The following is a 15,390-nucleotide window of genomic DNA, read 5'->3' as shown; positions in this document are numbered from 1 at the left end:
GCGTGGCTCCGTTGTGGGTGAGGGGGGAAATCAGCCAAATTGGATCTGGCGGACGCCTTCGCTGTCGACGACCAGGAGGCCGAGCGGGCCGGCGAGCAGGGTGCTGGCGGCGTCGACGAAGGGCGCCGTGGCGGGGAAGCTGCGGGTCAGCTCGGGGCGGCCGCCAACGAGCTCGACGCGGACGATGCCGGCGTCGGTCGGGACCAGCAGCATCGAGCCGACCGCGGCCGCGCCGTCGAGCGAGCGGATCCAGGCGTCGGGGCTCGCGGGATCGTCTGCGTCGAATTCGGCCGAGCCGAGCACGCTCGCGTCGCGGCCGAGCACGTCCAAGCGCGCCCGCAAGCTGGGCCCGCGCTCGAGCAGCCGAAACAGCCACGCGTGGGTGGACGAGAGCTGCGCGACCGCGTGGACGAGCCGCCCGCGGACCGGCGCGAGGGTGTGGCGATCGCTCAGGCCGGGGCGGGTCGGATCGAAGGTCGCCGGGATCGCCAGCGCGCCAACGCTGTACAGGGCCAGGCCAAAGCTGGGTCCCAACCACACGCGGCTGCGGTTGGGGAGCACCCGGCCGAGCTCGCGCGGGCCGTGGGTGTGATCCGTGAGCAGGCGGCCGCCGCTGATCCACACCCGACGCTCGCCGTGACAGGCGAAGGCGGGCGCGCCGTCGATGGTGTCGATGATGTTGTGGATCGGAGTTGACGCGGACGCAGGCGATGCGCCGGGGGTGGCCCGCGTCAGCGACTCGCTGCTCCACACCCACGCGCAGGCGCCCTCGAGCCAGGCGGCCCGCGGGGGTGGCTGTGCGCTGGCGAGCTTGGCCACGCTCACGCGCCCGCGCGGCTCGTGGATCCACAGCTGCCCACCCTCGCGCTCGAGCAGGCGCGGCTGGCCTGCGGGGTCGAGCGCGGCCGCGAGGATCCGACCTTGGGCGGCCAGCAGCGGCTTGACGCGGACCGTGTTGCGCGCGGGCGCGGCGACTTGTCCGCTCGCGCTCGCTGGCGTCGAGGCGGTCGTCGTGCACGCAGGACAGCGCGCGCGCGCATGCTCGAGCCCGCAGCTGCGGCAGCGCGCAAACGCCAGATCCTCGAGCAGCATCAGCGGGACCGGATCGCGGCGATCCTGGGTGAACACGGCGCGCAGAAACTCGAGCAGCTCGTCGGGCAGGGTCTCGAGCGGCAGCGCCGGCTTGGGGTACACGACGCGGTCATCGAACACGCTGATCCGACGCAGCGGACGGGCCGCGTGGACGACCGCCGACCCACCCAGCGCCGGCCGGAACACGCCGCCGTAGGGGCCCACGCACAACAGCGTGCGCATCAACATGATCGTGAACGCGTACCAGTCCGACCCGTGATTGTGCGGCTTTACCAGGACGGGCGCGCTGGCGTTGGGATCGCAGAGCAGCGGGTCGACGAAGCGCTCGGTGAACACGGCGCAGCCAAACCCAGCGAACATGAACGAGTCGGCGTCGATCAGCCACGCCGCGCCGTCGCTGGCGAGCAGCACGTTGAGATCATTGAAGTCGCCGATCACCACGCCGCGCTGGTGCAGCGCGCAGAGCGTGCGGTGCAGATCGAGCAGCATGTCGACGACCCGGGCCGCGCTGATCGCCGCGCGCCGACGTCGGGGGTTGCCCCAGCTCATCAGCGGCTCGGCGCCGTCGATCCGGCGCATCGCGTAGCCGAGCACGCGGCGGCGTCGGAGCCCGCCGACCGCGAGCTGCTGCGGTTGGACGACGCGCTGGGGCAGGCCGGTTGGGAACGCGTGGAGCTTGCGCTGGTGCAGCTCGAGGCGGGCCGCGGCGGCGTCACGCTGCTCGGGGAAGGGCGTTAGATCCGGGTGATCGGGGCCCTTGAACAGCTTGAGCGCGCGGCCGTCGGGCAGCCCAAACACCTCGGCCTCGCCGCCCACGCCCAGCAGCGGGAGCTTGCGAGGATCGACGCGCTCGCGCCCCAGCCACACGCTCACGCGGGCCTCCCCGGCGCGCGACCGAGCACGAGCAAGGTGGTGTCGTCGGCCAGCTGCCCGTGGCTGCGCTCGACGTACTCCGCGGACCAGTCGATCTCGAGCCGCTCACGGTTGAGCTGGGCCAGCTGGCGTGTGATCGCGTGGGGGTGCGCGAGGTAGCGGGGCGCGGCGAACTGCGCCAGCGGGATGTCGCCGCGCAGCTGCGTGGCGCCGTCGGTCGCAACGATCAGGCACTCGACGGACGCGGGCGCGACCGCGTGGATGATCGTCACGGGCGGCGTTGGACCGTGGAGCCCGTAGGCGAGGTAGGGCGGGCGGTTGTCGGCGAAGGGCCCAAGCTCGGTGCGCTGGCCGTCGAGCCAGACCACGCCATCACCGATCGCGTGCACGACCAGCTGCGTGGGTGTGAGCACGAAGCCGACCAAGGTGAAGAGCAGCGCCTCGTGGACGATCGCGGCGGACGATCCGGGCAGGGTGTTCACCAGCGCGGCGAGCCGATCGAGGCTGCGCGCGCAGGCGCGTGACCACAGCTCGGGATCCGTTGGTTGGATCGGATGGGGGCCTTCGTCGAGCAACTGCGCGAGGGTGTGGGTCCAGATCCGGGCGCCCAGCCACGCGCCGACCTCGCTGTGCGGCGCGCTGCCGCAGCCGTCCGCGACGACGCCGATCACGGCGCGCTCGCTTCGCTGCAGGTGCCACGCGTCTTGGTTGCAACGTCCGCTGCGGCGGTGATCCGCTCCGACCACGCTGCCGCCGTAGGCCTGCCAGCTCGCCAGATCCGACAGATCCGACAGATCCGACAGATCCGACATGGCGTGCGGGCAGGGCGGGTTCGCGGCAGCGCGCGGCGGCTTCGGTGTTCGTGTCATCTGCATACTAGTCATGGTGTAGAAAGTACACTTAGTCGAGCGCGGCGCGAGTGAGCTTGCGCAAGCGCAGCCGCGCGGCGATCATCCCCGCGCGTCGCGGACGAACACATGAAGTACCTGGCCCACTACCCCGAGGATCTGCAGCAGCAGGTGCGCGCGCTGATCGACGCCGGGCGGCTCGGCGAGGTGTTGGCCGAGCGCTACCCGAACACCCACGAGATCAACAACAACGCGGCGCTCTACACCTACGTGATGGCGCGCAAGCGGGCCGACATGGCCTCGTCACCGCCGCTCACCAAGGTTCGCTACTGCGACAAGATCAGCACCTTGAACAACGCGCTGGGCACCCACACCTACGCCACGCGGGTCCAGGGCGCCAAGCTCAAGACCAAGCACGAGCTGCGGGTCGCAAGCATCTTCAAGCAGGCCCCGCCGGAATTTCTGGAGATGATCGTCGTCCACGAGCTCGCCCACCTGCGTGGGCGCGAGCACGACAAGGCGTTCTATCGGCTGTGTTGCCACATGCTGCCGGACTACCACCAGATCGAGTTCGACATGCGCCTGTGGCTAACCTGGAGGGAGGGTTCGTCATGACCCCCACATACACCTTGGACTTCGCCGACTGCAGCCGCTGGTGCGTCTGGTCGCTTCGCTCCTCGGGGCCGTTTGTTCGCAGGCGTATGTGTGGCCCCCTAGAAGGGGGCTCGGGTGGCTTCGGCGGACGTCTACGGGGCGTTCGCCGACTGCAGCCGCTGGCGCGTCTGGTCGCTTCGCTCCTCGGGGCCGTTTGTTCGCAGGCGTATGTGTGGCCCCCTAGAAGGGGGCTCGGGTGGCTTCGGCGGACGTCTACGGGGCGTTCGCCGACTGCGGAAGAATTTAGCTACGCTGGTGGGGGCCAGACTCGACGGCCTCGGACGGAGGGGGCCTGATGCGATCCGACGCGCTCGTACATCTGGACTCCAGCGAGCTGGTGAAGGTCGCGCTCGGCGACCCTTCAACGGTTACGCTGGTTCACGAGGCGCTCGAGCGCCGCGATCCGGACGGCGCGGCCGCGCGCTTGCTGTCGGATGCGTACGCGCGGGGCCAGGCGCCGGGCTGGCTCGTGGCGGTGCTGCTTGGTGGGTGCCGTCACATGCTCGGTTATCAGACCGTTCGCGCCATCTTGCTCGACGCACCGGGGAGCCTCGCGGAGAGCTATGCGGGGCCCGCTCTCGTCCGGATCGCCGGGCCAGCGGCGCTCGACGATCTGATCGAGATCCAGAGCAACGCGCCGCGGCGGGATGCTCGTGACGGAGCGGCGTACGGCCTTGGGAAGCTTGGCTCGCCCGAAGCGTTGGACGCCGTGCTCGCGGCGACCATGAGTCGCAAGATCCGGTGGAGGACGGGCGCGTACATCCTCGGAAACGCATCTCCAGACGAAGGGCTCGTGCTCGAGCTGCTCGCGTCGGGCGACGCGTTTCGCACGCGGCTGGCAACCGAGATCGCGTGGGCCTGCGTCGTGAGCGTGCCCGTGGATGCGACCGACCCTCCCGCGCTCGAGGCCCGCCCGAGCGCGGCGCTGCTCGACGCGCTCGAGCCGACCGTGTCGACGATGTCGGTGAACTCGCGCAAGCGTGAGGTGCTCGCGGCATGGCTTCGAGCCCACGAGGGCCGCGCGCGGCCGGTCAGCGGCGATCTCGACAGCGGACGCCGCAGCGCAGGCCAAAGCTGACGAAGGTGATGTCGACCGCAAAGAACGCCCCAAACCGCAGGACCGGCAGCAAGGTGTTGTCGAGCGACTCGATGTCACCCACCGAGTCGCGCCCGGTGATCGTGCGCTTGTGGCCAAAGGGGTTGAGCGAGAGGCCCGCGCCGAGCACGAAGGGCGAGTTGGCGATGCCCACGGTGAAGTAGGCCCCCGGCGACAACAACCCCGCGACGTTGAACGCGGCCGGCTCACCAAGCTCGGTCTGGCGGGTCCCGTTGCTGGTGTCGACCGGCGCGTTGGTCTGCTGCTCGAGCCACTTGGAGGTCGTGATCGCGCCCAGATCGACGACGGACACGAGGGCGCCCAGGTGCCACGGACGCTTGCGGCCGACGCCGACAGGGCCGGTCGCGTGCACGCCGATCGGGGCGAACATCGCAAACTCGCCGCCGGTCTGGCCCCACGCGAGCTCGTTGTTGGCGTCGAGCTGGTTGGAAACGGTCGCGCCGCCGTAGACACCCAAGAAACCGTTGATTGAGACGGCGCCCTGACGATACTTGCGCTTGAAGCCGCCAGCTGGAAACGCGGACTGCAGGGCCAGGTTGACCTCGTCGCTGGAGCTGGCGGTGCCAAGCTCGACGAACAACGGAATGTAGCGACGCACCGCCGACAGCCGCGCGGCAAACTTGGCCGACCGGCCGGGCTCGCGCGCTTCGATCAGCGTGAGGGTCAGCTGGATCGTTCCGAGCGCGGCGCGGGCCCAGTCCTCGTCTGCGAACGCCTCGGCCAGCTCGATGTAGTCGTCGGCGTGGGCGAGCTCGGCGTCGAGGGTGCGCATCCACGGCCGAAGCGTGACCGCCGACGCAGCGCTGGCGCCCACGACCGCGCGCTCCGGGCCCTCGACCTCGCCGGGGCTGACGGTGGCGAGCAAGCCCAGCGCGTGGCGCCCGGCGAGGGCGAGCTGGCGGTTGGCGACCGCGGCGAACCCATAGATCTCGGCGTTCAGGATGGGCCCGATGTCGACGACCGCGTCGGCCCGCTCGGCGATCGCCCGCTGGAGATCGGCGATCTGCTGCAGCTCGATGACGCTGTCGCCCAAGTCCCCGAGCTGACCGGGCTGGATCTCGAAGCGGGCCGCGCCAAGCTCGGCGAGGATCCGCTGCTGCGCGACGCTTGGCAGCGTGGCGAACCGGCGCTCGAGGGTGAACGCGACGGCGAGGGTCAGGAACTGGGGATCGAGCTGGCTGCTGACGGCCGACTGCTCACTGATGATCGCGTACGCGAGCATCGAGGCCATGCGCATCACGGCCATCGTGTCTGCACACTTTTGATCGCCGGACTCGTGGCCGGGCGGGGCGAGGGTCTCGCAGTCGAGCGGCGGGCTGGCGTGCAGACTGGCGGCGAAGTCGAGCGGGCTCGTGCGGGTCTGCGCGGCCTGGACCAGCGGAATGATCACCCGGGCGAGCGTGCCCGGATACGCGACGTCGGGCACTTGCATCCACGCCAGGACCAGCGTGCGGTCGGGCAGGACCGCGAGGTCTTGGACGATCGAGGCGTGCAAGCTGGCCCCGATCGCCGCGAGCGACAGGGTGGAGTCGATGCTCAGCAGCGTGTCGCAGGTGGTTGGGATGAACGCGCGCGGATCCGCGTCGTCGGCACACAGCCGCTCGACCAGCTGCTCTTGCACGTAGGCGAGGACCTCTTCTTTGGCGCGATCGATCAGGAACTCGGCGAGCCCCTCGAACACGGTCTTGCCCAGGGCGCCGAGCGAGCTGACCGACAGCGCTGAGGCGCTCTTGCCCGGGGTCTCGTACTGCGCTTTTTGAACGAAGGCCTGGGCCGCGGGCGCGAGTGACGGGGCCGCGGCCTCGAGCGCTTCGGGGCTGGCGTAGGCGTTGGCCTGGTCGAGCAGCTCGGTGAGCTCGGCCCCGGCCTTTTCCACGATCTGGGACGCGTGGGCGAGACCATGGTCGAGCTCGCCCGCGTGCTCGAGGCGCAACAGCTGGAGATCCGCGGGCGCGAGCCGACCGGCCATCACGCGATGACAGACCACGTTGAGGCCCGCGAACATGTCCGCGAGCTCGCGCGCGAACGCGACAGTCGCGACCACGTCGCCGTCGATCCCGGCGAGGTGATCGGCGATCGGTCGCTGGGTGAGCAGGTCGGTGATCCGCGCGGAGGTCATTGGTGTCCCCAGCTCCCACGCGCTGAACTTCGAGCACATGCCGCTGAGCTCGGACCCGAACGAGTCTTCGGGGATCGCCTGGGCGTGAATCACGAGCGGCGCGGTCTGACGCACGCGCGCGCGCTCGGCCTCGCTGAGGAACGAGAGCCGCTGCTCTTGCCGGGCGAGCTCGCGGGCGGTGGGGGCCGCCTGGGTCTCACCGTCACCCTCGCCTGCGTGGGCGAGCCCCACGGGGCCCACGAGGCCGGCGAGTGACAGGGTGAGGGCGAGCGCGAGCGCGCCAACAAAGGAGTGGTTGGGGCGTGTCATGTGGGCTGGGCCCGCGCGCGGACGAGCGTGGCGATCGCGGCCATGAACGCGCCAGGATCGACGAGGCGCCGATCCGCTGGCGGCCGGGAGCTGTCCCGCAGCAAGCTCGACAGCCGCTGTCGAACCGCGAGCGCGCCCTCGCCCGTGGGATCGAGGCTCATCGCGTAGGACAGCCCGAGCGCCGCGATCCCCCCGATGATCGGGGTCGCGGCGCTGGTCCCCGAGAACATCCTCGAGATGTCGCCCCGGCCCGTCCAGGTTGGGACCCGGAGCCCCGGTGCTGACACCGGCATCCATGCTTCCCATCTGAACCGCGTGACGATGCGGTCGTGGCCAGAGGTGGCGCCCACGACCAGGACCTCGTCGGCCTCGACGGGAAACACTGGGGCCGCGCGCGCGTCGTTGCCCGCTGCAGCGATCACCGGGATCTGGGCAGCTCGCGCGGCAGCGAGCCCCGCCGCGAACTCCTCGGTCGACTCGGCGAGGGTGAACGGACAGCAGATCAGGTCAGCCTCGAGCTTCACGGCCGCCCGCATCGCGCGACCGACCAGGGACGACAGCGGATCGCCCGCGGCGTTGGCCACGCCAAACGCGAGGTAGTTGCTGTCCGGGGCGACGCCGAGCAGGGACTCGTTGCGCGAGGCGATGATCGAAGCGGTCTGGGTGCCATGCGCGACCGGGCTCAGGTCGTGACCTTTCGCCGGCCGCTCGAGGCCGTCGGCGGAGAACCGACGCACGTGGGCGAGCGGCTCGATGTTCGCGACCCCTGTGTCGATCAGCGCGACGGTGACCCCTGCGCCGCGGGTCTTGTAGGTGCCCCACGCGGCGTCGACATCGAGCGCTTTGAAGTGCCAGGCGCGGACCATCCAGGCGCCATGCTACCGGTCGCTCGCGCGGGCGTGCAAGCGGTTTGCGGGGTCTTCGCGTCGCACCCACGAGCGACCCGCGCTCGCGGAGGGGCCTTGACGTCCCGGACATCGGCGATCAGCGCGGTCTCGCGCGGAGGGGCGAACCACCAGCGAACCCTCGGGTATGGTGCGCCAGTGAAGGGCAAGCCGATCGGCCAACGCAACTACGAGCAGTTCGCGAGGCGCTACGCCAAGTACTCGAAGACCAAGCCGCACAACGCCTACTACGAGCGGCCGGCGACGCTCTCGCTGCTGCCCGACGTGTCGGGGTTGCACGTCCTCGACGCCGGCTGCGGTCCGGGCTTTTACACCCAAGAGCTGCTGCGGCGGGGCGCGACCGTGGTCGGGGTTGACGTGACGCCCGCGATGATCGAGCTGACCCGGGCGCTGGTGGGGGATCGGGCGGAGCTGCATGTCAGTGATCTGGCCAAGCCCCTGTACTTCGCCAAGGACGCGACCTTCGACTTGATCATCGCGCCGCTGATGCTCGACTACATCGAGGAGTGGACGCCCGTGTTCGCCGAGTTCGCCCGGGTCCTGCGTCCAGGTGGTCGCCTGGTCTACTCGCACAGCCACCCGATGAGCGACTACTTGGTGGTCAAGGCCAAGCTCGATCCAGACACCCGCTACTTCGACTGCGAGCGCTACGCGACCGAGTGGGGCGGGTTTGGCAAGCCGCGTCCGACCGTCGTGGGCTACCGCCGGCCGCTCGGGCAGATGCTCGACCCGCTCGTCGACGCGGGCTTCGTGCTCGAGCGCTTGTTGGAGCCGCTGCCAACCGAGGAGCTGCGCCGGGCCAACCCCGAGCTCCACGTGATTCTGGGCCAAGAGCCGGCCTTCGTGTGTGTCCGGGCCCGAAAGCCCGAGCAGGTCAGTCGAAGCGACTCATGATCTCCAGGCCCCACCCGGTCAGCGTCCCGCCCCCGCCCATCTCGTCGGTGATCGTCAGGATCCAGGTGCCGTTGACCGACTCGTCGCCCGAGAAGCCCTGCGGCACACGCACGAGCTGCAGCGAGCCGGGGTCTGGGTACCAGCTCAGGTCGTAGGGGCTTGGCTCTTGGTCCCAGACCATGACCTCGTTGTTCGAGGGGTTGGTCAGGGTGATCGTGAGCGCGCTGGGATCGGGGTGGTCGAGCTCGATCGTCACGACGACGTCGGTGTCGACGGTGGCGAGGCCCGCCGCCTCGAGCATCACGATCAGCGCGTCGTCGTCGGGGATCGCCAAGTTCAGCGCGCCGCTCTCGAACTCGCCGCGCAGGCTCGCGTCCATGCACAACCCTGCGTTGGAGCGGGTGATACCGGCGCAGATCAAGCCGGGCGCGCACCACTGCTGCTCGGTGCAATTATTGAACTCCGTGACCCCCGCCTGCGCGCAGTCGAACTCGGTGGTGTCGCTCGTCAGGCTCGGGGTGGGCGCGGGCGGCGAGAACGGCTCGTCGAAGCTCACGCCCGCTGGGCCGACCCGCGTGTAGGTGAAGTTCTCGCAGTTGTCGGCGAGCTTGGTGACGCCGACCGTCGCTGCCAGCGTGCAGTTGGCCTGGGCCTCGAGCGCGTTGATCGTCAGCGTGGTCCCAAACGGTCGACGCTGGAGCTGCGTCAGCAGCATCCACGTGGCGCCCAGGTTGATCGGCGGGGGCGCGGCGAAGAACTGCTGGTACTCGGCGTCGTCGACAAACACCGTGGCGAAGTCGGGGTCGAGGAAGAACTCCGAGAGCGGGAGAGCGATCGGGTCATGCGCGAGCGGTCCGATCGGGGCCGGGTCGAGACACGCGTCGCCATCGCCGTCGCCATCACCGTCGCCATCACCGTCGCCATCGCCATCGCCATCGCCGTCACCATCGCCATCACCGTCGCCGGGGTCGCCGTCGCCGTCACCATCACCGTCGCCGTCGCCGTCGCCGTCGCCGTCGCCGTCGCCGGGGTCGCCATCGCCATCACCGGGGTCGCCATCACCGTCGCCGGGGTCCCCGTCTCCGACGGTCTCGGTCGCCTCGGGGCTGTCGGTGCCGGGCGCGTCATCACTGCACGCGAGCACGAGAGAAAAACACGCAGCGAAACACACGACTTCACGAGTAGGGGTCACGCGGCGGACGGTATCCGAATCTCGACCGTTCGCCACGTGCTTCAGCACGCGTCGCCCACCACCACCACCGCATATGTGACAGCGAGGTGTCAGCCGGCGAGCGCCGCCGATCAGGTCTTCGCGCGAATGAACGCCCCAGCCTGCTCGATCGCCCGCTTGCCATCATCGAGCATCGCCGCCCACAGCTGAAACGCGTGGAACATCTCGTCCCACAGCTCGAGCGTCACGTCGACTCCGGCCGCCTGACAGCGCGCCGCAAACTGCTCGCTGTCATCGCGCAGCGCCTCTGCGGCACCCGCTTGCAGCAACATCGGCGGGAGCCCAGCCAAGTCGGCGTACATCGGCGACGCGAGCGGGTTCTTGGGATCCGCCCCACCCAAGTACGCCTGGGCCATCATGGCCACGTAGGGCGCCTGCGTGGACGGATCCGTGCCCGCTGCGAGCGAGTTCGAGGTGCAAGTGAGATCCGTCCACGGCGACATGCAGACCAGCGCGCCCGGACCCGCCAGCTCCTTGCTATCGCGGATCTTCAACGTAGCGCCAAGCATCAACCCGGCGCCGGCCGAGTCACCCACCAGCGCGATCTTTTCGGGCGCGTAGCCCCCCGTCTGGACCAACCATTTGTAGCTGGCCAGGACATCGTCGAGCCCAGCGGGGAACGGGCTCTCGGGCGCGCGGCGGTACTCGATCGACAGCGTGATCGCCCGCGCCGCGATCGCCACGCGGCTGGTCAGGTCGCGGTGCGAGTCGATTGAACCGAGCATGTAGCCCCCGCCATGGACGAACAGGACCGCGCGCCCGTCGTCGGCCTGCTCGGGCCGGAACCACTCCGAGCGCACGACGCCAGTGTCGACGACCTCACAGCTGACGCCGGGCACCGGCGGCGCGAGCTTGCCGGCGGCGTCCAGGCTGTTGCGCATGCCCTCGACGCTGAGGTCGGTGGCCCCGGTCAGCTGGGCCGTGATGAATTGATGAACGACTGCGAGCTGTGGATTTTTCATGGCGAGAGCTCAGGGGACAATCTCGAGCGAGAACGAGGCGGGGGCCCCAGGAATGATAACCGGAACGTACGTGATCTGAACGCCGGGCAACCCGGTGGCCACCTCGATCAGCGGCTCCCACTCGACTGGGTTGGGCGGCGGGATGTTGACGAGCGTGACGGTGAGCGAGCTCGCGAAGTTGGCGACGTAGCGGCCGACGTCCTCGAGCAGCGCCTCGGCGTGTGGGGTCAGGCGCCAGACGACGCTGGGATCGAGCTCGAAGCCAAGCCGGACCGCTGGACCGAGCTCGACCTGGTTGGTGCTGCGGTTGATCCGAGCGCGACCCGGGGCGTCCTCGAGCAGCGCGTCCCACTCGAGCTTGGCCTTGGCGATGGCGTGTTGCAGCGACTGCGAGTTGGCGGCCTCGAGCGCGATCCGGGGCCCCGCGTACCACGAGCCCGCGCTCGAGAACTTGGTCGTTGCGTTGTAGAACACGTCGGCGTACTGCTCTTCGCCCATCGCGGCTTGGCGGTACAGCATCAGGTAGCTGCGATAGGCGTCAAACCCACGCAGCAACGGGTTGAGGGTCAGCGCCCACTTCTTGAAGTAGGGCACCGGCACCTGCTCGGGCACTTGGGGGAAGCTCTGGACCTTGGGCACCGCCTGCGCGGCGATCACCAGCTCGGCCCCGGCGGCGTTGAGGATCGCCGTTGGCAGATCCTGGGTGGGCCCGCCGTCGAGCAAGCGCGTGTTGCCGATGTAGGTAGCGACGAAGGGCGGCAGCGATCCGCTGGCCATCAACCCCTTGCCCGCGAGCCCGGCGGTCTGGTGAAAGGGCTCGCCGGTCTGGGCGACGCTCGACACCGAAATGGTTGGCTGGGCGAGGTCGCTGAGATCGACGAACTCCGTCGCCCACGACAGCCACCAGGTCAGCGGGATGTTGTCGACCAGGGCGAAGAACACCCCCCAACCGATCGTGTTGGAGTTGAACATCATCCGCGTCAGGCCCTTGTCACCGAGCGCGGCGTAGAAGGCCCCAACGAACGCGCCGGTGCTCGAACCCGACAGGATGTCGATCGGCACGCCAGCGTCGCGCAGCTGACGGAGGAACGGGATCCCCACGTAGGACTGCGCACCGGCGCCGCCGATCGCGACCCCCACCCGACGATCCGTGATGCCACGCGCCCAGCGACCGAAGCTGTCGATGTTGGTCTGGACGGGCGGGGCGACGACGCTGGGGTCGCCCGTGAACCGCAGGCGGATCGCATTGAGCGACCAGGGCTTGGGCTGGAAGCGCGTCGAGCTGTAGATCTGCGAGACGACCGTGAGCCAGCGCCGCCACCACCGCGCGAAGCGCTGGGTCGCGATCGCGGACTGGAACCACAGCTGGGCCTCGTTGGCTGGGTCTGGCGAGCTGAGGATCTGCATCAGCTCGATCAACAGGTTGTGGACCAAGTGCGCCTCGGGCATGGGCCCGAGCAGCGCGACCGGCTGGGTTTTGACCGACGCGGGCAACAACCCGAGCGTGATCGGTAGATCGTTCCACTGCTGCGGATCGCTGATCAGGTAGTTGACGCTGGACGTGCACGTGAGCCCGTCCATGGCCCACCACAGCTCGGCGTCGCGCGAGCCGTCTGGGTTGACGCCGCTGGTCTCGATCAGCACCTCATCAAAGGCGATGCCCCAGTTGTCGCAGAACTGTTGCAGCTGATCGTGCACGAACACGGTCAGGTTGGGGAGCCCAAGGGGCACGCGGATCTGGGTGGGTGGGCTGGTGGGCGGCGGCAGCCCGACGTCCCAGACCACGTGCAGGACCCAGGTCAGATCATCGAGCTCGGTCTGGATCGTCTGGGCGAGGACCTGAACAATGCCGGGCAAGGGCAGCGCCGCTGGATCGGCGCCTGGATCCGCGAGCACCATGGTCATGTCGGCCCGGGTGACGAGCGGGTAGAAGAAGGCGCTCATGGGTTGAGCTCCTTTCCGTAGCCGCGAGGACCGAGCGCGCGGGCGAGCCCAGGATCCGCGCGGATCTGGTCCATGAGCGCGCGCTGGGTCAGGACGACGGCGCGGGCCTCGTTGACCGACTTGGCCGCGAACTGGTTGACCTGTACGCCCTCGTCGAACAGGCCAGGGCCGCCGAGCTCGCCAACCCCGAGCGAGACGGTTTGATCGTCGTTGCTCACGCTCAGCTCGCCCTCGACCACGTAGTACAGCGCGGGGCCCTTGACCGACTTGCCGTGCGGCCCGAACTGCTGCGGATCATCTGGGTCCTGCTCGAGCTCCATTGGATCGAATGGACCGTAGTTCAGGGTCGGGGCGCGCTCGAGCAGGCGGTAGAGCTTGGGCGTGGTGACCCGGGCAAACTGCGGCGTGTCGCGCAGCGCTGCGACGACTTCGGGGGCCTTGATCGAGGTTGGAAACATGCACAGCAGCTCGGTGCAGATTGGCTCGCCCTGCGGATCCGTGAACACCTCGTCGAAGTCCTGGGGCGCCAGCTCGAGCACCCACAGCGGGCCGACCGACTTGCAGCGGATCGGGGCCGGATCCGGCGCGGACCAAGTACCGGGAATCTTCTTGGCGCGGGCCCACGCGTTGACGGTGCCGAGCCCACAGCACGATCCGGGCGCCAACATCCACGCGCCCCGCTGCTCCGTGGAGTCGTCAGGCTCCCAGGTCGCGCCGCCATGCACGACCACGCGCAGCGGCGTCTTGCCGTCAGCCACCCCGCCGCTGAGCAGGTTCGTGCCGTCGTCGTAGTGGCGCATCTGCAGCCGCGCCGCGAGCGGCTCGACGTCTTGCGCGGACAGCCGCTGGAACATTGGGCACGTGAGCAAGAAGCGGATCAGCGAGGCTTTGTCTGGAGTAGGCGGCTGGTGGGCCAAGTTGTCACTCACAATCGAAAGTGGGACCCGGGGGCGCGACCGTCGGGCGCAGAGTATATCCTACCGGCCCTGCCACGTGCAGCTGATCCGATGCGAGGCCCACGAGCTTGAACCGATACCTGACCACCTCCGAGCGGGTGTTCCTGGCCATGGCCGAGCAGGTCGTGATGAACCCCGTCGTGATGGTCCGCTGCCGGGGCGTGCTGCCGGTCGAGCGGGTCGAGCATGCGATCCGAACCGTCGCCGCCCGGCATCCGGCGCTGGGCGTTCGGGTCGTCCGCGACGCCCAGCCGTGGTTCTCGGATCGCGACGTGCCACCGGTGCCGCTGCGGATCGTGGACCGCGAGTCTTCGCAGCACTGGCGCGAGATCGTGCGTCAGGAGCTCAACGAGCCGATGCCGATCGAGGCCGGGCCGCTGATCCGCTTCGTGCTGGTCCGTGACGAACACGCCTGCGAGCTGATCTGCACGACCGACCACGTCAACGCCGACGGTCGCTCGGGGCTGTTCGTGCTGCGCGACGTGCTGCGGGTGATCGACGATCCGCAGCTGCGCCTGGTCCCGCTGCGCGAGCGGACCTGTTTTGACGACTACCTCGAGAGCGGCGGGGTGTGGGATCTCGCTTGGGGTCCACGCATGCCCGACGCGCTGCGCGGGCTGTTGGCGGATCACACCCGCGGGCTGCTCGGGGCCCTCGAGCGGCGCGGGGTGGGGCGGGGCGCGGGCCTGAACCGGTTGCGCGCGCTGGCGCTGGGACGCCCCGAAGACCCACCTGCCGTGGCTGGGCCGGCGCCGATCGAGTTCGTGCAGCGTCGCCTCGACGTGGCCCGCACGACCGCGCTCAGCGACGCCTGCCGGGCCCACGACAACACGGTCTTGTGCGCGCTGGTGGTCGCGTGCGCCGACGCGCTGGCGACAGTGGACGGGCCCGATGCCCGGGGCCTGATCGGCTGCGTCACCCCGATCGACATTCGCTCGCTGCTGCGCCCTTCGGTCGGCGATGACTTTGGGATCTACGCGTGGGCGCCAACGTCAGTCCACCCAGTCGGTCCGCGAGCGGATTTTTGGGGCCTGGCCGCGCGCACGCGCCGGTTGGTCAAGGCCTACCGCAGCGTGCCCGCGCTGGCCGGCATGCGCCGCTTGCTTGACCTCATGGAGCTGACCGAGGGCACCCCGCTCGCAAGCGCCTACGACCGCGCGAGCCGAGCCCTGCTCGACGGCATGATGGTCGTCAGCAACTTGGGCCGGGTGTCGCTGCCGGAGCAGGCCGCGGGCGTCGAGGTCGAGTCATTTGGGTTCTACGCAATGATCCCAAATGTCGAGTTTGTCCTCGGCGTCCAGAGCTTTCGCGGGGTGCTCGAGATGAACTATTGCTGCTCGCCGAATTGGCTGCGACCCGCGATGATCGAAGGCGTGGCCGATCGCGTGGAGGCGACGCTCGCGGCGGCGAGCGGCGCAGCCACGCGCGCGGGCGGCCAACGATTTCGCTTTTCGCCGGGTCGTCAGTCGTCTTCGGGCTGAGCCGA

General features: G+C 69.5%; 12 protein-coding genes. 4 read left to right on the top strand and 8 right to left on the bottom strand.

What is annotated here, in order from left to right; genetic code table 11:
* Nucleotides 1–30: 30 nt before the first annotated feature.
* Together DB30_RS21465 and DB30_RS21460 are read right to left on the bottom strand one after the other, a co-directional pair.
* Nucleotides 31–1,965, bottom strand: a complete 1,935-nt coding sequence (locus DB30_RS21465) for a hypothetical protein (RefSeq protein ID WP_052551913.1) — start codon at nucleotides 1,963–1,965, stop codon at nucleotides 31–33.
* The gene (locus DB30_RS21460; RefSeq protein ID WP_165703875.1) at nucleotides 1,962–2,834 is read right to left on the bottom strand and encodes a protein phosphatase 2C domain-containing protein; all 873 of its coding nucleotides are present in this window, start codon (nucleotides 2,832–2,834) and stop codon (nucleotides 1,962–1,964) included. Before DB30_RS21460 ends, DB30_RS21465 begins: the two co-directional genes overlap by 4 nt.
* 108 nt (nucleotides 2,835–2,942) lie before the next feature.
* Here DB30_RS21460 and DB30_RS21455 point away from each other — a divergent pair, with 108 nt between their 5' ends.
* Together DB30_RS21455 and DB30_RS21450 are read left to right on the top strand one after the other, a co-directional pair.
* Nucleotides 2,943–3,428 carry a YgjP-like metallopeptidase domain-containing protein gene (locus tag DB30_RS21455; RefSeq protein ID WP_052551909.1) on the top strand — a complete coding sequence of 162 codons (486 nt, stop codon included), beginning with the start codon at nucleotides 2,943–2,945 and terminating at the stop codon, nucleotides 3,426–3,428.
* Nucleotides 3,429–3,762: 334 nt separating this feature from the next.
* Nucleotides 3,763–4,545, top strand: coding sequence for a hypothetical protein (locus DB30_RS21450; protein WP_052551907.1), 783 nt, complete (start codon nucleotides 3,763–3,765; stop codon nucleotides 4,543–4,545).
* On the opposite strand, the gene DB30_RS21445 is transcribed toward DB30_RS21450, so the two are convergent.
* Nucleotides 4,499–7,012 (bottom strand): hypothetical protein, encoded by a 2,514-nt coding sequence (locus DB30_RS21445; protein ID WP_052551905.1) that lies wholly within the window; start codon nucleotides 7,010–7,012, stop codon nucleotides 4,499–4,501. The two genes, DB30_RS21450 and DB30_RS21445, sit on opposite strands and share 47 nt — an antisense overlap.
* Nucleotides 7,009–7,878 (bottom strand): S8/S53 family peptidase, encoded by an 870-nt coding sequence (locus tag DB30_RS21440; protein ID WP_052551903.1) that lies wholly within the window; start codon nucleotides 7,876–7,878, stop codon nucleotides 7,009–7,011. The genes DB30_RS21445 and DB30_RS21440 overlap by 4 nt, the downstream gene beginning before the upstream one ends.
* Before the next feature lie 177 nt (nucleotides 7,879–8,055).
* On the opposite strand from DB30_RS21440, the gene DB30_RS21435 reads away from it, so the two are divergent.
* Nucleotides 8,056–8,811 carry a class I SAM-dependent methyltransferase gene (locus DB30_RS21435; RefSeq protein ID WP_052551901.1) on the top strand — a complete coding sequence of 252 codons (756 nt, stop codon included), beginning with the start codon at nucleotides 8,056–8,058 and terminating at the stop codon, nucleotides 8,809–8,811.
* Here the strand turns inward: DB30_RS21435 and DB30_RS41560 are convergent.
* The 4 genes from DB30_RS41560 to DB30_RS21415 form a co-directional block, all read right to left on the bottom strand.
* A complete protein-coding gene (locus DB30_RS41560; RefSeq protein WP_146659979.1) occupies nucleotides 8,792–10,003 on the bottom strand; it encodes a proprotein convertase P-domain-containing protein in 1,212 nt (403 codons plus the stop codon). The two genes, DB30_RS21435 and DB30_RS41560, sit on opposite strands and share 20 nt — an antisense overlap.
* 110 nt (nucleotides 10,004–10,113) lie before the next feature.
* Nucleotides 10,114–11,004, bottom strand: a complete 891-nt coding sequence (locus DB30_RS21425) for an alpha/beta hydrolase (RefSeq protein ID WP_052551897.1) — start codon at nucleotides 11,002–11,004, stop codon at nucleotides 10,114–10,116.
* Between the two features lie 9 nt (nucleotides 11,005–11,013).
* Complete coding sequence (locus DB30_RS21420; RefSeq protein ID WP_052551895.1) at nucleotides 11,014–12,948, bottom strand: patatin-like phospholipase domain-containing protein; 1,935 nt, start codon at nucleotides 12,946–12,948, stop codon at nucleotides 11,014–11,016.
* The gene (locus tag DB30_RS21415; RefSeq protein WP_146659977.1) at nucleotides 12,945–13,877 is read right to left on the bottom strand and encodes a cupin domain-containing protein; all 933 of its coding nucleotides are present in this window, start codon (nucleotides 13,875–13,877) and stop codon (nucleotides 12,945–12,947) included. Before DB30_RS21415 ends, DB30_RS21420 begins: the two co-directional genes overlap by 4 nt.
* Before the next feature lie 95 nt (nucleotides 13,878–13,972).
* Between DB30_RS21415 and DB30_RS21410 the strand changes: the two genes are divergently transcribed.
* The gene (locus DB30_RS21410) at nucleotides 13,973–15,385 is read left to right on the top strand and encodes a phthiocerol/phthiodiolone dimycocerosyl transferase family protein (protein ID WP_052551891.1); all 1,413 of its coding nucleotides are present in this window, start codon (nucleotides 13,973–13,975) and stop codon (nucleotides 15,383–15,385) included.
* Nucleotides 15,386–15,390: the final 5 nt, after the last annotated feature.

It is taken from the genome of Enhygromyxa salina (assembly GCF_000737335.2).
Lineage (GTDB): Bacteria > Myxococcota_A > Polyangia > Nannocystales > Nannocystaceae > Plesiocystis > Plesiocystis salina_C.
This window is presented reverse-complemented; position numbering and strand designations above follow the sequence as displayed.